The sequence below is a fragment of the Bacillus cereus group sp. BfR-BA-01347 genome (assembly GCF_022663835.1).
GTDB lineage: Bacteria > Bacillota > Bacilli > Bacillales > Bacillaceae_G > Bacillus_A > Bacillus_A thuringiensis_K.
Genome location: NZ_JAKUGG010000001.1, coordinates 281,821 through 303,139, shown reverse-complemented (window position 1 = coordinate 303,139; position 21,319 = coordinate 281,821). Strand labels below are relative to the sequence as shown.

Here is a 21,319-nt window from a genome sequence, read left to right as displayed (position 1 = left end):
CCATGATTATGATTCTATTTCATGAAAATATGAAGAATTTATTCTTTTCTATTGAGGTAAAACATCATATACATATGGGTCAGTTGGCTTATTAATTTTCTCGATTTTGTTTACTTTTACAAGTGAAAAGACTGTTCCTTTATATGTCGTTTCATCTAATAATCCTGTTATTTTCACCCATGTTTCTTCTGGAATATTTTCAACATTTTTCCCCGTAACAATCATCCCCCAGACTGATGCATCCGCAATACAACAAGTTATGCCATATCGAGCCACTACCGCTTTATTACCCGTCACATCCTTATCATTATACATAAACCCTGAGAATGTAATTTCTTTCCCTTTAAATCCTTTTACATTTTGACCAATTATACTCATTGTTTGAACATAATCCTTATCCTCTACTTGTATTTTTCGTTGTCCTAACATACTTTTTACTACTTGCTCTTCCGTTTCATAAGTCGTTGATAAATTTGATGTTTCATCTGGATCATCGAATACCTCTTGCCCATCAAAATCATCCTGTTTCCCCTCTTTTTCGTTACCTTCCATACTTCTCGCCTGTACACTTTGATTCATACCCCTTTTTCCTGCTAAACTTCCATCAATTGTTACACTTCCAAAGAGAAAAGCACTAACTATCGGAACAACAAATAAAACATATACAAAGAAACTTTTTATCCCTGATTTTAATGCTGTATGGTGCTTACAACAATTACAATCACCCTCTTTTTCTCTCCAAACTTGTAAAGAACCAAGAAGTAAAATCACTACAAAAGCTATATACGTAAATTTAATCATTTTTGGAGCGATAAAATTATAAATATTCCCTGTTACAAGTAGTTTAAATAAGAGCATTGCTAAACCAATTAAAATAATTCCACGAATATAGCGATGATATGCCTTCTGCTCCTCTTTCTCCATTCTTTCTCACCTCCTATAACATTATGATTTGCAGGATGGTATACACAGATACAATGACAATTCCCATCAAAAAGAATACAAATTTCTTTTGAAAATATGCAAATAGCATTAACGTATTTTTCATATCAAGCATAGGCCCAAACACAAGAAAGGCGAGAAGTGCCTTTACTGAGAAGACATGTCCAAAAGATGCCGCTATAAAAACATCGGCTGCAGAGCAAATTGATAAAACATAACCAAACCCCATCATAATAACGGGAGCAATTACTTCGTTATGTGCTACTACATCCAGTACATTCCGATCAAAAAACGTTTGAAATACACTTGCTAAAAAAGCACCTATCAATAAATACTTACCAGTATCAAAAAACTCATCTACAGTGTGATTCATAACATCTTTCCAACTCTTTTTTTTGCTTGTTTGAACTGAAACCTCTACGTCTTTTAAAACATTTCTTTCGCGATAGCAATAATACACAATTAGACCTATGAATAGAGCAACTAGAATTGTTATCCCAAAGCGTGCATATACAACGTAATCATTTTTTTGAAACGCATATACAGTAGATAAAAGAACAACTGGATTCATAATGGGTGCACTCAGTAAAATAACAATGCCTACATGAAGTGGTAACCCCTTTTGAATGAGCCTTCTTACAATTGGTATAATGACACATTCACACATTGGAAAAAGAACTCCCACAAATACTGCTGGAATCATTGCAACAATTGGAGATTTCGGCATTACTTTTTGAATCATATCTTCCGTCACAAACACTTGAATAAATGAAGAAACAATTACCCCTAATAAAATAAAAGGTATTGCTTCAAAAATGATACTTAAAAATACCGTATTCACATTCAGCCATTCCTGCGGTATATTTTTGTGCAAATTTACTAGACTTGTAAAATCTACAAAAAATAATAAAAAGAGAAACATAGCGATAAGAGCTATGCCTACTAATTCTTTTGAAACTCTATTAAAGACCAAGCTTCTCGCCTCCATTTTATTTATATGTAAACATGTGCTTGTCCAAATCCTTCATACTACAGCACGAATTTTATAGTCTATTTCTATTCTTAAATCGTAATCATTATGATTTATTATTGATTTTTCTTTTCCCATCGTTTAATATAAAACGTAATCATTACGATTTAAAGGAGAGATCATTTCATGAAAAAAGTACCTATCACTGTATTAAGTGGTTTTTTAGGATCTGGAAAAACTACCTTACTACATCACATTTTAACTAATAAGAATAACTTAAAAGTAGCTGTTATCGTTAATGATATGAGCGAAGTAAACATTGATGCATCTCTTATAAAAAAGGGTGGTTTTTCACGTACGGAGGAAAAACTAGTAGAAATTCAAAATGGCTGTATTTGTTGTACACTACGAGAAGATTTAATGATAGAAGTGAATCGTCTTGTGGAAAATGGTGATATTGACTATATTATTATTGAATCTTCTGGTATAAGTGAGCCTATTCCAGTTGCTCAAACGTTTACTTATACAGACGAAGTTCTTACCATTGATTTAACGAAAAATTGTCGCCTCGATACGATGGTTACAGTTGTAGATGCAAATAGATTTTGGGATGATTTTGCAGATGGAGAAAGTTTATTAGACCGAAAACAAGCAATCGATGAGAATGACACACGGGAAGTTATTGATTTATTAATAGATCAAATTGAGTTTGCAAACGTAATTATTCTTAATAAGATAGATTTGCTAGAAAAAGAAGATGTGATAGAGCTTCATCATTTACTAAAAAAATTAAATCCTAATGCAAAAGTTCTTGAATCTTCGTTTAGCAAAGTACCATTACAAGAAATTTTAAACACAAATCTATTTAATTATGAAGAAGCTAGTCAATCGGCCGGCTGGATACAAGAATTAAACAGTGACCATCATACACCGGAAACAGAAGAATACGGTATCACTTCTTTTGTTTACCGCCGCAAATATCCTTTCCATCCCGAGCGCCTTATGAATTGGCTAGAAAAATGGCCTTTAGATGTTGTAAGAGCGAAAGGATTCTTCTGGCTGGCATCTCGTAATAATATAATAGGGCTTCTATCTCAAGCAGGCTCCTCTATTACAATTCAAGGAGCCGGTGAATGGATAGCCGCATTACCTGAAACTGAAAGAAATCAAATGATTGCAGAAGAACCAGAAGTATTGAAAAACTGGGATAAACAATATGGAGATCGAATAACCGAACTCGTATTTATTGGAATTGATATGAACCGTTCGTTAATTGAACAATCATTAGATGATTGTCTATTAACAGAAAAAGAAATGAGACAAAACTGGAACACATTTATTGATCCTATTCCAGCTTTTACTTACACTTCATAATTCAAAATAGAAAGGCTTCTGTAAACGGAAGCCTTTCTATTTTATCGTTCTCTGATCTAACAAACATCTTTAATTTGAATAACAACTTTACATTAAGTAAGAAATTTCAGTTTGTTTTTAATTCTTTTCGTGATATATTGCATATTGTATACGATATATTTCTTGAAAGGAGGACTCTATACATTATGGATTCGAATCGTTTAAAAGGAATCATTATGGTTGTAATCGGTGCTTGTTTATGGGGCTTGTCTGGAACAGCTGCACAACAACTTTTTCAATATGACAATGTTTCAACCGAATGGTTAGTTACGATCCGTTTACTTATATCTGGAATTATTTTGCTCATTATTTCCTCATTCGGAACGAGAAAAAAAGAGATATTTGGCATTTGGAAACAAAAATCTGATGCTATTAAAATGATTTTGTTTGGTCTATTCGGTATGCTTGCTGTACAGTATACGTATTTCGCTTCAATTAAAGAAGGAAATGCTGCCGTGGCAACATTATTACAATATTTAGCTCCTATATTCATCACTGTATACTTACTTTTCAAATGGAACGTTCGTCCATCAAAAATTGATTTCATTTCAATTACCCTTTCATTAGTAGGTACTTTTCTCTTACTAACAAACGGGTCTGTTCATAACTTGGCTGTTTCTACACCAGCTATTATTTGGGGGATTTTATCTGGATTATCTCTCGCTTTTTATAGTTTATATTCAAAGGAATTGTTAGAAAAATGGTCTTCCTCCGTTATCGTTGGATGGGGCATGATTATTGGGGGTATTGGTGTAACGATTGTACACTTTATTTCTACAAACGAATTCATTTTATTATCAACTATGAAATATGTAAAACTAAGTACCCTACCGCTCATCACATTTGTCGTCATTTTCGGGACACTTATTGCCTTTTATTTATACTTAGACAGCATACGATACCTGACTCCGAAAGAAACAACATTATTTGGTTGCACAGAACCACTCACAGCTATTATTTCTTCTGTACTTATATTGCAAGTGCCATTTCAATCTTTTCAGTTATTAGGCGCTTTTTGTGTCATTGTAATGGTGCTCATCTTAAGCCAAAAGCCGGATGAAGGGAAACAAAAATTAAAGCTTGTTCATGTAAAAAAGGAAAATATACAATGAAAGGATTGAATTCACTATGCCTGTCCCTCAAAATTATAAAAAACCAGGAAGAGTTTCAGCAAAATCACTCGTTTTAAATCAACTACAAAATTGGATTATTGAAGGTGTACTGAAGCCCAATGAAAAAATTAATGATGGGGAATTGGCTGAGGCACTAGGAGTAAGCAGAACACCTGTAAGAGAAGCACTTCAAATATTAGAGCTTTCTGGATTAGTGGAAATGGTACCAGGGCAAAAAACGAAAATTGCTCCTATTAAGTTAGACGACGTATCTATCATTTATGAAACGATGGCTGGTCTTCACTCTATTATAGGAAAGCAAGCTCTTCAAAACATTACAGACGCTGATATTCAACTACTTTCTGAAATAAATGAGCATTTTCAGCAATCTATAGAGAAAAAAAACGCAAAACAAGCTTTAGAATTAGATATACAATTCCACAATACAATTTCTTCTATTGCTAAAAACCAATATATTGAACCCTTTCTAGAAAATATGCAACTTCACGTTTTACGTCTTGAATATTTGTTTTTCCAAAACTTTGTTCCAGCAAGTCAATCTATTGAAGAACATCACTCTATCATTCAAGCATTACAGAAGCAGGACGAAAAACAAATGGAACAAATAATGACCCAAAACTGGCTCCGTCCCATGAAAGAAATACAAAAAATAATTTCTACGAAATAAAAGGAGAGCTGGTTACACAAAATCGTAACCAGTTCTCCTTTTACTAATCTATATAGCTACGCCTGGATATTTGCATAATCTTCCATATCTTCGTACTCTTTTTCCAATTCCTCTAAAGACAGCTCGTATAATTGTCGGTCGCGAATCTTAAACACACCTGCTCCAATTAACTCATCAATTAAATGCCTCTTACGATTTTCAACAGCAAAACGGAGTTGACTACTCATCTTTTAAAAAACTCCTTTCTACGATCATTGAAAATGATAATCTTTATCAATTACCACTTTTGATTATAAAAGATGACTCTTTATAAGTAAAGTAATTTCATGAAATATTTACCTTGCAAAGTATTTGTGGCCACATTATATATATGTATGCCGTGCGAAAAATGTTATGACACTTTTTCTTATCCTTTTTCTTTCATACTTTGCAAGTTGTCTCATCATGATTAAATTCACCATCTATTTCTACTTGAATGGTGACATGTTCTACATGAAATTTCTCCTTTAATACATACGTAGCCTCTTTTAATACACTTTGCGTTTCATTCCCTTTAATAATAAGATGACATGTTAATACTTGAAAATCTGATGTGACAGACCATATGTGCAAATCATGAACTTCTTTTACAATCGGAATAATTAATAACGTACTTTTTACCTCTTCAACATTTATGTGCTGTGGTGCACCTTCCATTAATATATGAACCGTATCACGTGTTACACGCCATCCACTAATAATGACTAAAATAGACACAAGAATACTAGCAATCGCATCTGCAGCAGTCCATCCGAAAAATTTAATAAGTAACGCAGCAATAATCGCTCCGACGGAACCCAATAGATCGCCTAGTACGTGCAGGAAAGCACTTCTTAAATTCAAATTACCTTTCACATCTCCGCCCCTCATTAATATCCAGGCTGATAAAATATTAATAAGCAGACCAAGGACTGCAATAATGAGCATCCCATTACTAGCAATCTCAACTGGTTCTTTAAAACGACGGATTGCTTCAATAAAAATGTATACCGAAATGACAATAAGAACGACACCGTTACATAATGCTGCTAACATTTCGACTCGCTTATACCCGTATGTTTTCGCAGTTGTTGCTGTTTTTTCTCCGATTTTAAACGCAAGTAAACTTAAAGCTAAAGATACTGCATCACTTAGCATATGCCCCGCGTCAGATAGTAGTGCTAAGCTATTTGTTACAAATCCACCAACAACTTCTGCAATCATAAAACTTGTTGTTAGTAGGAAGGCAATTAGTAACGCCTTTTTATTTTTTGAATGACCATGATCATGCGAATGTCCCATACTTATACTCCTTTAAGTACAATATCTGTATGTTAGTATGAAACAAACTCCCCATCTTTATCCCGAATTGACTGATTGTAAACGCCCGCTTCCTCTGTATACACACTTCGCTATTTTTTAAACAATCCCTTTTTCTCAAATAAAACAAGACTACTTCTTTTTTATTTTCATATTGTTTACTAATGAAAGAATTTTTAAGGAGGTTACTTAAATGAAACGTTTATTTCTCTGTATGGAACGTGAACTTGTTGTAGTGAAAGAACACAATGATAACTATGAAACGACTTATCACTTAAAAAATATGCAACCTACCTGTATCGCTGTTGATCCATTTCAAAAGAATCGTGTATATTGCGGAACATTTGGACGAGGTCTATGGTTAAGTGACGATAGTGGGGATTCATGGCGACCAATTGGAGATTCTTATCGTTACTTTGATTTCCCTAAAGAAGATGGTATTTTGCACTCCTCTATCACTTCCATAACAATAAGCTCAAATGAACAAGTTAACGGATATGGTGTCGTTTATGTCGGCACAGAACCAAGCGCTTTATTTCGCTCTGAAAATGGTGGTGAAACGTGGACTGAACTTAAAAATATGAAATCATTATTATCTTCTTATACGTGGGCATTTCCGCCTAGACCTTTTACCCATCACGTACGCTGGATTACAGTTGACCCAAACAACCCTAATACAATACACGTTTCAATCGAAGCTGGTGCTGTTATTCAAAGTAACGATAAAGGGCATACATGGATTGATAAAAAATTCGGTGCTCCTATCGATGCTCATCAATTACTTATGCACCCTGAAGCACCAAATCGCCTTTACGCATCATGTGGTGACGGATTTATGGGCGGACCTGATCGTGCTTATCTTGAGAGTTATAACAATGGAAACAGCTGGATCTCATGTAGTGCAGGACTTGAACATCATTATTTATACAGCATGGCAATTGATCCAGCTGATTGTGATACGATTCTCGTTTCTGCCGCGCCAAGTGCTGATCTCGCTCATCATCGTATCCCTTATGAGTCTTATATTTATCGAAAAACGAAAGATACTCCTTTCCAGCAAGTACAACAAGGACTACCATCTGCAATCGGTACAGTCATTTCGATGTTTGCGACAAACGAAGCCGAACCACATACGTTCTACACGTTAAATAACAATGGCGTCTTTCAATCCAATGATAGCGGCGAATCGTGGGAACAACTAAATATTCCGTGGAAAGATGAATATAAAACGCAGCATCCGCATGCGTTACTCGTAACTAGTTATTGATGTAAAAAAGACTGCCTAATGGTTTTAGGCAGTCTTTCTTTTATTTCTTTAAGTCGATTACAATATTATCTAACACAATAGCCTGATTGCCTCCCAGTCTTCGAGGTACAAAACGCTCCTTTACTTGTCCTTCAACTATTGTTACCGATTCATAATTTTCAGAAGTGTGGATTCTTAAATTAACGTGAGGTGTTATTATTAACTTAGTAGCGTTCTCATTAAGTTGTTGGAATGTTTTACTCCAATTAAAATTATAAGAATCTTCACCTGAACCTCCATTTCCTTCTCCATAATACTGATTACCTAAATCATCTCTCACTTCTAAATCGACATCTACTCCATCCCATACACCCCTTATCTCTTGAGATACTTCTTGGTTGTAGTATAGAATAAACGAAATTGGTGTTATTTCCATTCTCTCCATATTTACTTTGACACCATCTTTTTCTGTACTACCTCCAATCAATTGCTCTTTATTTTCTATTCCTTTTAGATTAATATTAAAATTCCAATCCCCTTTTATCTCTTCTTCAGTTTCTAAAATGGCTATACTTTGTACAATCCATTCAACATTTACTATAGTTTCTTTACTACCAACTAGATCGCTACTTGTTTTGATTAAACCTGTATATTTTCTATCTGCGACTTTAGTAATTTTATTGCTACCTGATTGGGCACCTGCTCCTTTAATAGTTAAAAAATCCAACGTAATTGGATTCTCGCCTAAATCTCTGTTACTTTCTATAGAATAGTTTATTGATATTGTCTTCCCATCAAAAATCGCATCATTAATCGTTATCTTTATTCCCTTGCTTTCTTTTGTCATATTTAGTACTGTAGCGTATTGTTTATAATTATAATGAGGCTCCATTATCTTCCCTGCGTCAGCTTTAGAGTTTTCATATAACCCTGTTCTACCATTATCTAAAAATCGGAATATGTCACCTACAATTGGCAATCCCCCAGCATATGTAGGAAATCCGATACCGAGTGTTGCAATTGATAATCCTACTAAAATAGATGCAGCAGCGACACCTTTTTTCCAACTTTTCATCTTTTTCTTCGTACGTATCGATTGTTTTACATTTCGTTTTACTTTTTCCTTTTCAATTTCAGAAGCCTCAATTTCTTCTAGTTCTTTTTCATCTATATCAATATCATTTAATAGTTCATAAATGTCTTTCATATTGCACTACCTCCAAAACTAATTTTCGTAGCATTTTGTTGTAGTTTCTTTTTCCCCCGGTACACTCGATTATCAATTGCTGCCCGAGTTAATCCTAACTTGTCACCTATTTCCTCTGTCTTCATACCAAGTAAATATTTCATAATGAACACCTTTTGATCTAGCGGTTCTAATTGATTAATGAGCTTCAATAATTCTTCCCTATCTTCCATAACGATTAATTCGTCTTCTGCTGATTTTTCTGTACTGACATGAAACTCATCTGAAATGATTTCTACTGTTTTAGTCGATTTCCGGTAATAATCAATTGCTTTAAACTTCGCAATCGCTGCAATCCACTTTTTAAAATCACTCGGCTCTCCATGGAATTTATTTGCGTTATTCCAAATGGAAAGAAATATATCGTTTATACATTCCTCTATGAGTCCATCATTTTGAATGGGAAGTAGAACTTTATGCGTGATCCCCTTTATGAGTGGTAAGTATGTATCGACAACGAATTCTAACGCGTCTTCTTTTTGCCGCTGTAATCTTTTTATAAAATTTTTCTCATTTGATTTCATGTAGCGATTCCCCTTATTGTTTTGTAAAAGCTTTTACACCCTATATAACGTCTGAGAAAATTTTTTCTCTCATCTTTTTTATTTTTTGTATGTAATGGAATACTTTCCCTTAGCCATTTTCTCACATAACTATGCATTCAAAGAAAACTTTCTCAAGTCTGTAATTTAATTCATGTAGTACACTATTTATATAGTCACTCTTTAATTTAGTGTACATTTTATTTCATTAATCTATTTTAAAAATTAGGAGATGAGATGTGTATGTGTGGAATTACAGGTTGGGTAGATTGGAAAGAAGACCTTTCAAATCAACATGTTATTTTAAAAAAGATGGCAAATAGTATTCAGCATCGTGGTCCGGATGCTGAAGGATTTTGGTTTTCACCTCATGCGGCCTTTGCACACCGGCGTTTAATTGTAATTGATCCAGAAGGCGGGACACAGCCTAAGACATTTCGTGCTGGTGATTATACGTATGCTCTTACTTATAATGGAGAAATTTATAATTTCCGTGAACTGAGAGAGCAACTTCAAAAATGTGGGCATGCATTTGAAACCCATTCAGATACAGAAGTATTACTACATGCTTATTTAGAATGGAAAGAAGACTGCGTACGACATTTAAACGGAATTTTCGCTTTTGCCTTATGGGATGATCAGAAGCAACAATTGTTTTTAGCACGAGATCATTTAGGTGTAAAACCACTCTTTTTTACAGAAAGAAATGGCAGTATTATTTTCGGCTCTGAAATTAAAGCATTATTAGCGCATCCATCTGTCCCTGCTGAAATTGATGCGAATGGAATAAATGAAATATTTGGATTAGGCTTATTTCGCACTCCAGGATGTGGCGTCTTTAAACATATTCAAGAAGTACGTGCTGGACATTCTATAACATTTACACGTCATAAAAAAGTAGTTACGAAGTATTGGAATTTAGAAAGTAAGTTCCATACAGACTCTATAGAAGATACATCTTCGCATATTTTATCTATTTTACAAGATACAGTAAAAAGACAATTAATTGCCGATGTTCCTCTCGTTTGTATGTTATCAGGCGGATTAGACTCTAGCGGTATTACTGCACTTGCGGGTAAAGAATTTGCTGCTGAAAATAAAACACTTCATACGTATTCTGTTGACTTTGTAAATAGCGCAAAAGATTTCGAACTGACATTTGCTCGCACTGGTTTAGACGCACCTTGGGTAAAACGCGTTTCTGAACATGTAGGGACAGCGCATCATGATATTATTGTGAATGCTGAAGAATTAGCAAATGACTTATTCGTTCCCCTTCATGCGAAAGATTTACCGAGTGCTGGTGAAATGGAAACTTCACTATATTTACTATTTTGCGAAATGAAAAAAGATGCGACCGTAGCTTTATCCGGCGAATCAGCTGATGAAGTATTCGGTGGATATCCTTGGTTTCATCAAGAAGAACTACTATATGTAGATAAGTTTCCTTGGCTAACAAATTGGAAAAATACATCTCCTCTTCTACTAAATGAAGTAAGTAACCAATGTAATCTAGAAGACTATATTGATACACGATTCCAAGAAGCGATACTTGAAGTACCTACTCTTGAAGGCGAAAGTAAAAAATCCGCGAAACAACGTCAAATGTTTTATTTATTTTTAACAAGATTCCTTCCTTTCTTACTTGACCGTAAAGATCGTATGAGTATGGCTGTTGGATTTGAAGTTCGTGTACCGTTTTGCGATTATAGATTAGTTGAATATTTATGGAATGTTCCTTTCAACATAAAAAGTATTGATAATATCGAAAAAGGCATTTTACGTAGAGCACTACAACCAGCTTTACCTGACGATGTACGCAATAGAAGAAAAAGCGCTTATCCAACTTCACAAGATCCACACTACTTACAAACAATCCGTAATTTAACACTTGATATGTGTATCAATAAAAACAATCCTATTTTCTCACTTATTAATCATTCCATCTTACTTTCAATTGCTGATCAAAGTAATAAAGAGATTAACAATTTTGAAGCAAGAAGTGCCATGGAGTATATGCTACAAGTAAATGAATGGTTAAAAACATATCATATCCATATTGCTTAACAAAAAGGAGTTCAAGGATAAAAGCCTTGAACTCCTTTTATATTAATTAGCACATTGGTTATTATCAGTATCGATAGACCATCCAATAATCGTGGCACAATCTCTACCTTTCCACTGCAGTACATTTGTTAATACTGGCTCAATCTGCAAGCTATTCCCGTCATGTAATACTTCTACTAAAGATTGATCATCATCAAACCTTCGTTTGTCACACTCTAAAATGCCATCTGTTGCCATTACAATGTGATTCATTCCTTTTTCTAATCCTCTTACACCTGACGTAAAGCAAGGTGTATTTGCTGCAAAAATATTTTTTCTGCCAATATATTCGTAATTTTTCCGTTTATTTAATCGTCCTTTTCCATTTTTCGTTTTCTCAGAATGGAATAAATACGCGAAACAATCACCAACTGATAACCAATATAAAAATTCGCCTTTTCGTAAACAAATTAAGCAAGCGAGTTCCTCATCATCTTGATCACACTTTTTAATAAATAACTCATCTGTAAATAACGCTAATAAGTACATATGTGTATGATGAAAAGCTAAATGTATTGGATATGAGAATAACTCTTTTAATTTCTCTTTTCTTTCCGAAATTGCTTCTATTATATAATCAATATTTTTTGTTTTGTGGTGTGTATCAAAAATCATAACAAATTCAAATTGTAATTCAGGGTCCCACCAAGCAAGTACCGCATCTCCTCGTTCATATGCATCACTTTCTTGATTTCCCCCATATACGCCGACTGAAAGAGGACCACATTTTTCAACATGTATTTCATCTACATACATCTGTTCATGACTCATCCATTTGAATGTATTCACAACTATCATCCTCTCTCTTGCTAAATGTATACCTTTACACATAGATTACCTTATATTTCAATAAAAATAAACTTTTTCAACATTTTTTATCCAAATAAAAGGATTTTATTTCTAAAACGACGAATATATCTTACTATACGATATAAAAAGGGGATTTATTATTATGAACAACATTAATCAACATTGGGAGAGCATTTATTATCACTTACGATACGAATACGAGGACAACCTTTCCCACCAAGCAATTCGTATTTTACAAATCGTTTCTCGTGAGAAAGATATAACAATTGGAAAAGTCGCTACTGAGCTTAGTCTTTCTCATAACACAGCATCTGAACATATAAAGCGCCTTATTCAAAAGGGTTTCATCGTTAAAGAGAGAAATAAAAAAGATGAAAGAGTGGTAAACCTTACATTAACAATCGAAGGAATTGAAGTATTAGAAAAACATACTTTACTAGATAAAGAAAAGATAAAAATATTAGAATCACAGTTATCAAAAGAAGAACAACAATTAATTGAAAAAGCATTTTCCTTATTAGCGAAGGAGGCAAAATATGCATTTCCTCGTTAAAGTAATCGTTTCGGCACTTATTATCGGCGTTATTACTGAAGTCGCCAAACATTATAGTACGATAGGTGGCTTTATTGCTGCCCTTCCTCTCGTGAGTTTACTTAGTCTATTTTGGATTTCATTTGAAGGCGGGAATAAACAAGAATTGAGTGAATTTGCTTTAGGGGTATTATATGGATTCCCCGCATCAGCACTACTATTATTTATTGTCTATATTGGTTTAAAAAATTCATTTACACTTAGTACATCTGTCCTACTCGGTATAGGTGTTTGGTGTATCGTTTTTGCTTTTCAAAAATTATTTCAAGCTTAGGAGGAATTAACATTCATAAATTTGTAGAAATAATGGGGCAAAATATAGAAGTACATATAAAAGGAGGTGGTAAACAAACTGTAGTCATTCAAACCGGAATGAGTTGCTCATTTTATGATTGGTTTCCTATTATAGAAAAGCTTTCAAAGCACTTTACAGTTGTTTCATACCATCGCCCAGGTTACGGGAAAAGTGAGCTAGGAAATCAGCCACGTACAATAAGGCAAGTTACAAAAGAACTTCATATGTTACTACAAAAACTAGATATTCACGGGCCAATCATTCTCATCGGGCATTCCTACGGAGGCTTATGTGCACAACATTTTGCGATGTTACATGAAGATAAGCTGCAAGCACTTATTTTAGTTGATTCTACTTCGATGAACTTACACTGTTTAGATGAACTTCATTTACCAATTTCTGATCAAATTGATTCTGATGATGTTTGGTTTCAAAAATATAATATATATTCCAAAATGGATGTAGACACACTTTATAATGAACTAAAACCTATTCTCACCGATCAATCAAAACAGCAAATTGAATTCTCTACCTCGCCTCCATTATATAAAGCGACAGCTTCTGAATTATCAGAGTGGAAAAACTGTGCTCTCTCACTAAAAGAGCTATATAAAACATTAGAAATACCATTAATCGTTATCGGTAGAGATCCTCATTATTCTATCACTCAGTTGACTGAGGGTGGCATGCCAAAAGAGGAAGCGACACAACTTGAATCAATGTGGCAAGAACTGATCCATGAACAATTACAACTCTCAATACATAGCCAATATATACTTGCCGAACATGCTGGTCACGGAATCGAAATTGATCGGCCTGATATTATTATTGAGGCTGTTCAATCTCTATAAATAAAAAAAGGAAGCAACTAAAGTTGCTTCCTTACTTATCTATTCATAATCTTCTTCATCATCGATTTCTTCGTAATACGCATTCCCATTACTTACATAAATAGGGCCATTCGCAACATCAATACGTAATACCCATGCCCATGGCACAGCTAAACGCTTATGTATTGCTCGCCAAAAGCTCATTGATTTTCTTTCGTACTCCTGGAACTCCTGAAATAACTCTTTATAGGAGGAACCGTCTAACTGAATATTTGCTTCTAGCAAACGAGAATGGGCATAGTACTGCAGCTCTAGTTCAGCAGCAATTTCCATTTCTTCTTCTGTTGCCATACCAATAATTGTTCCATCTGCTGGTGCAATTTCATATACGTTGTGAACTTCAATAAGCCCTTCTTTCTCTTTCTCAAACATGTAAACAGCCTCCTTTAACATATATTTTTTATGTTACAAAGTCATACTTCTACAATAACTTCTCTCTTTCCTCTTTTTTTGATAAACTTTTACAAAATATTTAACCGATGACCTGTTTTCTCTATTCTTTCAGCAGAAATGAAACGATTTTTATCAAAATTTAATTTATACACATCAGGCATATGAAGTGTTTTCCAAAACTCCAAATCATATTTCGAATTAAAATAATTCATGAGTAATACCATAATATTTCCATGCGTACCTATTACAATATTCTTACCTTCATATTTTTTTAATATATTTTGTATACATATTACAGCGCGCTTTTGTGCTACAGTATTCGATTCTCCGCCTTCGTATGCAAAACTCCAATCTTTCCACACATTCTGCATAGCATCATTAAAATTTGATACTGGCTCTGTGCTCAATAATCTTTCACGCAAATCTTTTTCAGTTTGTATTGATAATTTATATGTATTCGCAATTCCTTGTACAGTTTGGATTGCTCTTTTATACGGACTAGAAATAACAACATCAATATGTTTATCTTTTAATAAATGCGTTACATTTTCTGCATCACAGTGCCCTTTTTCAGATAAAGGTCGTTCCCGTTCTTCTTTTGTATATGTAGAATGGGCATGGCGAACGAAATATATTGTTGTCATTTTTTAACCTCCTTTCTTATTTTCCATCTATATTCAATAATAAGATTGGAAAATCCTGTATTACAAAAGAGCACTTTTCATAAGTGCCCCTTTGTTTACATAATAAAATTATTTCATTATAATTTATTTCTAAACTCTTCATCTGTTATAGCATCTTGAATAAAATAATCTATATTATTTCTCAGTTTTTGATATGAAACTTGATCTTCTATATCGTTAAACATAATGACAATTTCTACTTTATTCCCTTTCTTATCTGTAGTATACAAGCTTTTTGTCAATACGAATGCGGTAGAACCACCTTTTTGACCAGCATATTCGAACTTACTATTTTTAACTGTTCCTTTGAAAATGTTCTCGATCTCTTCTTGCATTGATTTTGGAAAATAATTTCTACTATTTATCTTTTCCATTATACTCATATAATCTTTAGCGTTTGCACCCACTAATCGATCTGACCAAATTCGCTGAAATTCCATATCTACCTTTAATGGGATATCCCGTTTCTTCCATGCTTCTTCATCTTTCATCCATTCATGAATTTGTAACACATGTTTATTATACTCATCCTTTGACATGTTACGTATCATTTCTAATGATTGATTTTCTGGCTCATGAAGCTCATTTTCTACATACCCTCTCATATATAGTGAAGCAGTATACGAAGAGAACTTGTCATGACTAGTAAGCTCTAACTCTTTTATACTTTCATTTACTCTTTCTAATCCAAGCTTATCTAATAAATATGTTGTATTTGCATTAGAACTATAATGAATCATCCCTTTAGCGACTTCTTCTAAAGAAATTTTTCCGTTTTTCACTAATTCTCTCACTTTGGCATCTTCTAACCAGTCAGGATGTGCTCCACCATCAGTGTTTTTAACATAATATTTTTCTAGCTCCTGCAATGAAATTTGTTCATCTTTACTTATTTTCCCTTCTGATACTTGTTTAGCAAATTCAACTGCTATTACGATTTTTGCTGTACTCGCTAAAGGCAATTTTACATTTTCATTTATAGATGTTAGTATTTCCCCATTTTTTCTAATCAGTAATGAACATGTTTTATCACTTTTATGTTCTTTTATGTACTTTAATACGTAATTCGGATCTTCTTTTGACAAGTAGTACTTCATAATAACAAAGAAAGCTATAACGGCTACTATAATGACTCCTGCAACAATTCCTATAATCTTTAATATGTTCACAATATACCTCCTCTAACAAATTTCCTTCTATATCATAATTATACCGAATGAAATTACAAAATTATACAAAACAGATTGACTCTTCCTACACACAAAGAATCATTATTTTATTTCACACTGTATTGTATGGAAAATCTCATGAATATGTCTAACTTTCACATAACAAAAAAACATGCCTTCATTAGGAAAGCACGTTTTGTGATATTCTTCACATTTTTTAGTTAAAAAATAAATGTTTACTTACCATGATGTAACATTAAATCACTAAGTTCTTCTTCAATGTGATTTAATTTCGCAACGCCTTCTTTCCATTTATGAATATAACGTGAAACCCCAACAAAAAACAAAACAATAATTGTGGAAAGAATAATACCATATACGATTGCTACAGTACTCATAGTTACACTTCCTTATAATTAGTAATGTGGTTATTAGTTATATTTTTATTATAAACCTTTTTCTTTTAAAATACTTCAATTTCAACTTTTTGTAACAAAATTGATTTTTCTAATATTTCGTTCGTAAAAATGGCATATTTTTCACAAATTATACAAAACTTCACCATATGTACTATTACCATATGAGTTATATTATTAAATAGAATAAAGGGGATGATATACTATGACGACTTGGTTTATTGTAATGTTAGTTGTATTTGGAGCATTTAAAATTATCGTTTCTAGCCTTCCTAACTCTGTTATTGAATCCATTATTAGTCGCTTTGAAACACATCCACAACTGGAAGAAGAGAATGTGACTGTTACAATGAACGGAAATAACTTAGTAGGCGAAAAGAAATCAAAAATTATTCATGATTTTAACGAAGGTTTATTTTTAGATCGCTATTATGCACCGCCACACAATGAGGGTACTCCTTTAATTATCAATGCAAAACGTGGTAAAAAAGATTTCACATTTTATATTTATAGTCATGAAGAGCATGTTGATGTTGTAAAACAATATAAAAAGAAGGTAGTTGCTTATAGTTTACGCTCTAAAAACCTTCAAAATAGTGATATGTTCGTGTCAGCTGACTTAGCTTAATACTCATATATTAGAAAAAGGAATCCACGAAATATGGATTCCTTTTTTCTCATTTACTGAAAAATAAGCTCTGTCTTCAAACTATCTTTCGGTAACAACCAGCCTTTTTTCTCTAAACTCGCCATTAATAATTCCCTTTGCTTTGTCGCAATACTTTCTTCATTTGTTTTAAATGACACTTCTATTACGAAGTCATCTTCTAATTTTCCGGTATTACTTAATGGCCAAATTTCAATATTTGCTTTTATGTTTTCAAACTCTCCTGTATATCGTTGCATTAATACAGGACCGTAAATACGGGAATTCTTTAACATCTCTTCTCCCCAATTTGTATACAACCATTTGTTCATTTTCCCTGGTAATTTTTCTATTAACATTTTTTGAGCAGCTTGTTTATTTGGTAAATCAAGTATTCCATATCCTTTAGCACTGTAACTTTTCTTATTTGAAATGCTTAATGTTTTCTTCTCAAATCCCCAATCTATTTCCGCCTCATAACTATCCGTATTACTATCGAATCCTTCTTTTTTAGCTACTTCTAGTGCATCTTGAATTACACCATTTGGAATAGGATATCTTTTTTTATATGTTAGTTCAAAATCTTTACTAAATTCTTTCTTTCGAATTCTAGCGAACCAACCTTCCTCACTTAAACTTTTATTTGCAGTATCTAAAAATTGCACTTGTATTCTTTCATATTTTGTACCAGCTTGGAAATGTTCTAGCACCTCTTGCTTCATCTCTTTGTTATCACCTAATACTTGTTCTGGCTTCAATAATAACTTTACTTCAAAACTAGGTTTCATTGGACTAGCAGCAAACCCTTCCTTAACGTTATAAAGGAAACAACAAAAGAAAATGCTTACGAATACAAATACTTTTTTCATATACCTATCCCCTTTGCATTTTAAATGACTTCTATACGTTCCATTGCAAGTGAATATACATTTTCATATCCTGCTGTACTTAGCTTCTGTTGTAATCGATCCGTATCCTCTTTCAAAGCGTGCACTAGCACCGTATGTTCTGGTAATAATGTATTTAACATCTTTTTAACGTCTCTTATACTTTGGTGAACTTTATACGAAACTCGATTCACCCTACATGTATTCCTTACATGCTCTTTCATAACTTTTTCTGCAAAACTCCCTTTCGCAATATGCCCAGTAAAAATAACGGCATTCCGCTTTTCATTCCGAAGCTGTTCATAGTATAACTGTGCTCGTTTCGTTTGCATATTCGCATCACTCATTACAACTATTCCGTAACTATTTTGCATACTAATGTCATTATCCATCACTATTATGTTTCTTTTTAAACTCTCCATAATCCATTTAAGTTCTTCATTATTTTTTATCCAATCTTTATATACGAACATCTCTTCAAATCCAGCCAAAATTTCTTTATCTACTATAAGCGGAAATTCTTTATATCGTTCATATAAATACAATACTATATCTTGCGCCCTACCAAGTTGTGGCAGCGGTAATAATGCTATTCCTTTATTTTGCATAACTCGTTCAATTTCTGCACATAGATCGTCTAATCTTTCATTTTGCGAAACATCCTCTGTGTGATAAGCGGCATCTACAATTGCAACTTTTATATTGTGGCCCAATCTCTCAGGTAAATTAGCTCGTAGTATATTAGACTCTGCTGAATAGTCGCCTGAATAAAACACGTATGTATTACACATATCAACTAAAAACCAAACAGCTCCCAATACATGCCCACTATATCCCCATTGAAACCGCAATGTAGGAGTAATTTGTACCCATTCATTTGGATTGCTAATCTCATCAATACATACATAATTTAAATCTTTTATATTTTGGTCGCTATAAGGTAAATTCCACCCTTGCATCACATTATAGTTTCTCCATTTTTCATAATATAACGGCAGTTGCTCCTTCGTATAACGAGTCGTCCAAATTTTTTTCTTATAACCATACTTCGCTAATAAAGGTACACCCATCGTATGATCTTCATGAATATGTGATAAAAATACCGCATCTAAAAATGGAACAGCTTCTCTCTCTATTTTTGGATAACTATCCTCATAAGATCGATTAATACCACAATCAAATACTATTTTCGTCTCTTTATTTTTTACAAAATAGCAGGAGCGACCGTACTCTCCTGCTCCTCCCCATACTTCTACCCTCATCATGCTACCCCTTTTCGCTTTTGCTCCATATGTTGCAGCAGTAATAAGCACATTGTTGTAAGTCCAACAGAAACAACGGCCATCGCCATGCCTATAGATACTTCACCCTGTTCAAATTGAGCAAAAATAAACGTTGCTGACGTTTCTACTGATGGAGGTAATACGAGAAGCGATGCTACTAACTCTCTTATCGAAATTGTAAATGTCATCGCCCATCCAGCAAGAATGCCTGGGATAATAAGAGGCAATATTATTTTTCTAAAAATATAAATATAATTTCCAGAAAAAACACTTCCTGCCTGCATGAGAGAATCATCAATTTGTCCGAGTGATGATTTTACATATTGCACCGTGTAAGGTAAAAACAGAACAACATACGTTACGATAACCATGATTGGTGTATTGTAAATTGACATAGGCATATATGGTGAATTCCAAAATAGAATAAGACCTACAACCATAACGATTCCTGGTACCATATTCGGTAACATACCGCACATATCAAGCCATTTTTCAGAGTTTTTTTTCCCCTTTCGAATCATAAGTGCCAAAAAGACTCCAATCATTACCGCAATAATCGCTGTTACGAGTGAAAAAAGAAAACTATTCCATAAAGCCTCTAATCCCGGAGATCCCATTGTAAACAATGCCTCATAATGGCTTGTTGTAAAGTTATTTACATGTAAACCGTCGCCTCTTAATTTTGACAAAGATGCAATAAGTATAGAAAAGTATGGAATTCCAATTGATACGATTAATAAGCCAATTACATACATCCATGCTACAACACGTGTAAATATAGACAAAGTATATCTTTTAGATTTCACACCTTTTCCACTAACCATTGCATATGAATACTTTCGATTCAATACATTTTGCATATACCAAATGAGCATACAAGCACTAAGTAATAAAGAAGATAATGCTGTTGCACTACTAAAATCAATAGGCCAACTCGAAATAAATTTATGGATTTCTGATGTTAACACGTGGAATCCTATTCTACGTCCGAATGTAGCCGGTGTTCCAAATTCAGCAATCGTCTTTACGAAAATGAGTAAAGCACCCATTACATAACTTGATACTAATAACGGCAATATTATTTTTCTTAAGCGATAGAAAAAACTTCCGCCATGAACTGCTGCAGCATCTTCTTTACTACTCCCAATCTGAAGTAACGTGTTTTTCAGCATGAAATAAAGGAATGGGAATAAATGCAGACTCATAATTAATACCATACCTCCTAAACTAAAAAACGATGATGAAACTGTCTTTAGCATCGGGAAAAATTGTTCAAAATAGCCGTTAGGTTGCATGAACAAAATCCAGCCCATCGATCCAATATACGGCGGTGTCATAAATGGAATCATAAAAACAATATCTAACTTACTATACTTTCCTACATCTGTTTTGCTCATAATAAATGCCAATGGAAATGCAAATATTGTAGCTCCTATTACAACGAGTACACCTAGAAGCATCGAATTTAGAAAAATTCCAGCTAATCCACCACTCTGCATCACTTCAAAAGGCTTTAAAAAATTCCAACTGCTATTTTCATATACACTAGAAAATAAAATAAGAAAAAGTGGAATGACGATTAACATCGCCACAAGTAATAACGCTACCGTCATTCCAAATTGTCTTACTGATACGAATCGATTTACCATGGA

The 21,319-nt window shown here is 33.6% G+C and carries 24 protein-coding genes; 9 read left to right on the top strand and 15 right to left on the bottom strand.

The window, feature by feature from the left end; all coding sequences use genetic code 11:
- Positions 1–48: 48 nt before the first annotated feature.
- Together MR143_RS01605 and MR143_RS01600 are read right to left on the bottom strand one after the other, a co-directional pair.
- Positions 49–924: a TIGR03943 family putative permease subunit gene (locus MR143_RS01605; RefSeq protein WP_000409947.1), complete on the bottom strand. Its 876-nt coding sequence runs from the start codon at positions 922–924 to the stop codon at positions 49–51.
- A 13-nt stretch (positions 925–937) separates the two neighbouring features.
- Positions 938–1,930, bottom strand: coding sequence for a permease (locus MR143_RS01600; protein WP_198287956.1), 993 nt, complete (start codon positions 1,928–1,930; stop codon positions 938–940).
- A gap of 168 nt (positions 1,931–2,098) precedes the next feature.
- On the opposite strand from MR143_RS01600, the gene MR143_RS01595 reads away from it, so the two are divergent.
- The 3 genes from MR143_RS01595 (at position 2,099) to MR143_RS01585 (ending at position 5,125) form a co-directional block, all read left to right on the top strand.
- Entirely contained in the window at positions 2,099–3,286 is a 1,188-nt protein-coding gene (locus tag MR143_RS01595; protein ID WP_000757680.1) for a GTP-binding protein, read from the top strand.
- Between the two features lie 185 nt (positions 3,287–3,471).
- Entirely contained in the window at positions 3,472–4,437 is a 966-nt protein-coding gene (locus MR143_RS01590; protein ID WP_000378090.1) for a DMT family transporter, read from the top strand.
- Between the two features lie 16 nt (positions 4,438–4,453).
- Positions 4,454–5,125: a GntR family transcriptional regulator gene (locus MR143_RS01585; RefSeq protein WP_001145065.1), complete on the top strand. Its 672-nt coding sequence runs from the start codon at positions 4,454–4,456 to the stop codon at positions 5,123–5,125.
- 56 nt (positions 5,126–5,181) lie between these two features.
- Here the strand turns inward: MR143_RS01585 and fbpA are convergent, their stop codons facing one another.
- Entirely contained in the window at positions 5,182–5,352 is a 171-nt protein-coding gene (gene fbpA, locus MR143_RS01580; RefSeq protein WP_000098302.1) for a Fur-regulated basic protein FbpA, read from the bottom strand.
- 193 nt (positions 5,353–5,545) lie between these two features.
- Positions 5,546–6,445: a cation diffusion facilitator family transporter gene (locus MR143_RS01575; protein WP_000510025.1), complete on the bottom strand. Its 900-nt coding sequence runs from the start codon at positions 6,443–6,445 to the stop codon at positions 5,546–5,548.
- Between the two features lie 211 nt (positions 6,446–6,656).
- Here MR143_RS01575 and MR143_RS01570 point away from each other — a divergent pair, with 211 nt between their 5' ends.
- Positions 6,657–7,730 carry a WD40/YVTN/BNR-like repeat-containing protein gene (locus MR143_RS01570; RefSeq protein WP_000825295.1) on the top strand — a complete coding sequence of 358 codons (1,074 nt, stop codon included), beginning with the start codon at positions 6,657–6,659 and terminating at the stop codon, positions 7,728–7,730.
- A gap of 40 nt (positions 7,731–7,770) precedes the next feature.
- Here the strand turns inward: MR143_RS01570 and MR143_RS01565 are convergent, their stop codons facing one another.
- Both MR143_RS01565 and MR143_RS01560 read right to left on the bottom strand, forming a co-directional pair.
- Entirely contained in the window at positions 7,771–8,916 is a 1,146-nt protein-coding gene (locus MR143_RS01565; protein WP_000653116.1) for a DUF4179 domain-containing protein, read from the bottom strand.
- Positions 8,913–9,479, bottom strand: a complete 567-nt coding sequence (locus tag MR143_RS01560) for a sigma-70 family RNA polymerase sigma factor (protein WP_000840010.1) — start codon at positions 9,477–9,479, stop codon at positions 8,913–8,915. The genes MR143_RS01565 and MR143_RS01560 overlap by 4 nt, the downstream gene beginning before the upstream one ends.
- Before the next feature lie 261 nt (positions 9,480–9,740).
- On the opposite strand from MR143_RS01560, the gene asnB reads away from it, so the two are divergent.
- Positions 9,741–11,564 (top strand): asparagine synthase (glutamine-hydrolyzing), encoded by a 1,824-nt coding sequence (gene asnB / locus MR143_RS01555; protein WP_000333941.1) that lies wholly within the window; start codon positions 9,741–9,743, stop codon positions 11,562–11,564.
- Between the two features lie 42 nt (positions 11,565–11,606).
- On the opposite strand, the gene MR143_RS01550 is transcribed toward asnB, so the two are convergent.
- Entirely contained in the window at positions 11,607–12,434 is an 828-nt protein-coding gene (locus MR143_RS01550) for a PP2C family serine/threonine-protein phosphatase (protein WP_002181696.1), read from the bottom strand.
- 121 nt (positions 12,435–12,555) lie between these two features.
- Between MR143_RS01550 and MR143_RS01545 the strand changes: the two genes are divergently transcribed.
- The 3 genes from MR143_RS01545 to MR143_RS01535 are packed head-to-tail and all read left to right on the top strand — an operon-like array spanning position 12,556 to position 14,151.
- The gene (locus MR143_RS01545) at positions 12,556–12,966 is read left to right on the top strand and encodes a MarR family winged helix-turn-helix transcriptional regulator (protein WP_001059785.1); all 411 of its coding nucleotides are present in this window, start codon (positions 12,556–12,558) and stop codon (positions 12,964–12,966) included.
- On the top strand, positions 12,950–13,279 hold the full coding sequence (locus MR143_RS01540; RefSeq protein WP_000545630.1) for a DUF3147 family protein: 330 nt from the start codon (positions 12,950–12,952) through the stop codon (positions 13,277–13,279). Before MR143_RS01545 ends, MR143_RS01540 begins: the two co-directional genes overlap by 17 nt.
- Complete coding sequence (locus MR143_RS01535; protein WP_002181697.1) at positions 13,240–14,151, top strand: alpha/beta fold hydrolase; 912 nt, start codon at positions 13,240–13,242, stop codon at positions 14,149–14,151. Before MR143_RS01540 ends, MR143_RS01535 begins: the two co-directional genes overlap by 40 nt.
- Positions 14,152–14,190: 39 nt before the next feature.
- Here MR143_RS01535 and MR143_RS01530 read toward each other — a convergent pair whose 3' ends face one another.
- From MR143_RS01530 to MR143_RS01510, 5 genes are all read right to left on the bottom strand, one after another.
- Positions 14,191–14,562, bottom strand: coding sequence for a hypothetical protein (locus MR143_RS01530; RefSeq protein ID WP_242280595.1), 372 nt, complete (start codon positions 14,560–14,562; stop codon positions 14,191–14,193).
- An 89-nt stretch (positions 14,563–14,651) separates the two neighbouring features.
- Positions 14,652–15,227, bottom strand: a complete 576-nt coding sequence (locus MR143_RS01525; RefSeq protein WP_000208270.1) for a histidine phosphatase family protein — start codon at positions 15,225–15,227, stop codon at positions 14,652–14,654.
- 116 nt (positions 15,228–15,343) lie between these two features.
- Positions 15,344–16,435, bottom strand: a complete 1,092-nt coding sequence (locus MR143_RS01520; protein ID WP_001023328.1) for a serine hydrolase — start codon at positions 16,433–16,435, stop codon at positions 15,344–15,346.
- A 236-nt stretch (positions 16,436–16,671) separates the two neighbouring features.
- Entirely contained in the window at positions 16,672–16,833 is a 162-nt protein-coding gene (locus tag MR143_RS01515) for a hypothetical protein (protein WP_000108701.1), read from the bottom strand.
- 65 nt (positions 16,834–16,898) lie between these two features.
- Positions 16,899–17,015: a hypothetical protein gene (locus MR143_RS01510; protein WP_002011946.1), complete on the bottom strand. Its 117-nt coding sequence runs from the start codon at positions 17,013–17,015 to the stop codon at positions 16,899–16,901.
- Between the two features lie 41 nt (positions 17,016–17,056).
- On the opposite strand from MR143_RS01510, the gene MR143_RS01505 reads away from it, so the two are divergent.
- Entirely contained in the window at positions 17,057–17,479 is a 423-nt protein-coding gene (locus tag MR143_RS01505) for a YfmQ family protein (protein ID WP_000214579.1), read from the top strand.
- 53 nt (positions 17,480–17,532) lie between these two features.
- Here the strand turns inward: MR143_RS01505 and MR143_RS01500 are convergent, their stop codons facing one another.
- From MR143_RS01500 to MR143_RS01490, 3 genes are read right to left on the bottom strand one after another with little or no spacing between them, the layout of a single operon-like run.
- Complete coding sequence (locus MR143_RS01500) at positions 17,533–18,366, bottom strand: hypothetical protein (RefSeq protein ID WP_000755312.1); 834 nt, start codon at positions 18,364–18,366, stop codon at positions 17,533–17,535.
- A gap of 20 nt (positions 18,367–18,386) precedes the next feature.
- Entirely contained in the window at positions 18,387–19,649 is a 1,263-nt protein-coding gene (locus tag MR143_RS01495; RefSeq protein ID WP_002181700.1) for an MBL fold metallo-hydrolase, read from the bottom strand.
- Positions 19,646–21,316 (bottom strand): ABC transporter permease, encoded by a 1,671-nt coding sequence (locus tag MR143_RS01490; RefSeq protein WP_000248139.1) that lies wholly within the window; start codon positions 21,314–21,316, stop codon positions 19,646–19,648. Before MR143_RS01490 ends, MR143_RS01495 begins: the two co-directional genes overlap by 4 nt.
- Between the last annotated feature and the right edge of the window lie 3 nt (positions 21,317–21,319).

What these genes read in the sequence shown, in the direction of transcription:
- MR143_RS01500 (WP_000755312.1), bottom strand. Translation starts at nt 18,366, where the DNA reads ATGAAAAAAGTATTTGTATTCGTAAGCATTTTCTTTTGTTGTTTCCTT.
- MR143_RS01550 (WP_002181696.1), bottom strand. Translation starts at nt 12,434, where the DNA reads ATGTGTAAAGGTATACATTTAGCAAGAGAGAGGATGATAGTTGTGAAT.
- MR143_RS01530 (WP_242280595.1), bottom strand. Translation starts at nt 14,562, where the DNA reads ATGTTTGAGAAAGAGAAAGAAGGGCTTATTGAAGTTCACAACGTATAT.
- MR143_RS01585 (WP_001145065.1), top strand. Translation starts at nt 4,454, where the DNA reads ATGCCTGTCCCTCAAAATTATAAAAAACCAGGAAGAGTTTCAGCAAAA.
- MR143_RS01495 (WP_002181700.1), bottom strand. Translation starts at nt 19,649, where the DNA reads ATGATGAGGGTAGAAGTATGGGGAGGAGCAGGAGAGTACGGTCGCTCC.
- MR143_RS01600 (WP_198287956.1), bottom strand. Translation starts at nt 1,930, where the DNA reads ATGGAGGCGAGAAGCTTGGTCTTTAATAGAGTTTCAAAAGAATTAGTA.
- MR143_RS01570 (WP_000825295.1), top strand. Translation starts at nt 6,657, where the DNA reads ATGAAACGTTTATTTCTCTGTATGGAACGTGAACTTGTTGTAGTGAAA.
- MR143_RS01545 (WP_001059785.1), top strand. Translation starts at nt 12,556, where the DNA reads ATGAACAACATTAATCAACATTGGGAGAGCATTTATTATCACTTACGA.
- MR143_RS01515 (WP_000108701.1), bottom strand. Translation starts at nt 16,833, where the DNA reads ATGAGTACTGTAGCAATCGTATATGGTATTATTCTTTCCACAATTATT.
- MR143_RS01590 (WP_000378090.1), top strand. Translation starts at nt 3,472, where the DNA reads ATGGATTCGAATCGTTTAAAAGGAATCATTATGGTTGTAATCGGTGCT.
- MR143_RS01540 (WP_000545630.1), top strand. Translation starts at nt 12,950, where the DNA reads ATGCATTTCCTCGTTAAAGTAATCGTTTCGGCACTTATTATCGGCGTT.
- MR143_RS01560 (WP_000840010.1), bottom strand. Translation starts at nt 9,479, where the DNA reads ATGAAATCAAATGAGAAAAATTTTATAAAAAGATTACAGCGGCAAAAA.
- MR143_RS01605 (WP_000409947.1), bottom strand. Translation starts at nt 924, where the DNA reads ATGGAGAAAGAGGAGCAGAAGGCATATCATCGCTATATTCGTGGAATT.
- MR143_RS01505 (WP_000214579.1), top strand. Translation starts at nt 17,057, where the DNA reads ATGACGACTTGGTTTATTGTAATGTTAGTTGTATTTGGAGCATTTAAA.
- MR143_RS01490 (WP_000248139.1), bottom strand. Translation starts at nt 21,316, where the DNA reads ATGGTAAATCGATTCGTATCAGTAAGACAATTTGGAATGACGGTAGCG.
- MR143_RS01565 (WP_000653116.1), bottom strand. Translation starts at nt 8,916, where the DNA reads ATGAAAGACATTTATGAACTATTAAATGATATTGATATAGATGAAAAA.
- MR143_RS01575 (WP_000510025.1), bottom strand. Translation starts at nt 6,445, where the DNA reads ATGGGACATTCGCATGATCATGGTCATTCAAAAAATAAAAAGGCGTTA.
- MR143_RS01525 (WP_000208270.1), bottom strand. Translation starts at nt 15,227, where the DNA reads ATGACAACAATATATTTCGTTCGCCATGCCCATTCTACATATACAAAA.
- MR143_RS01510 (WP_002011946.1), bottom strand. Translation starts at nt 17,015, where the DNA reads ATGGTAATAGTACATATGGTGAAGTTTTGTATAATTTGTGAAAAATAT.
- MR143_RS01595 (WP_000757680.1), top strand. Translation starts at nt 2,099, where the DNA reads ATGAAAAAAGTACCTATCACTGTATTAAGTGGTTTTTTAGGATCTGGA.
- asnB (WP_000333941.1), top strand. Translation starts at nt 9,741, where the DNA reads ATGTGTGGAATTACAGGTTGGGTAGATTGGAAAGAAGACCTTTCAAAT.
- fbpA (WP_000098302.1), bottom strand. Translation starts at nt 5,352, where the DNA reads ATGAGTAGTCAACTCCGTTTTGCTGTTGAAAATCGTAAGAGGCATTTA.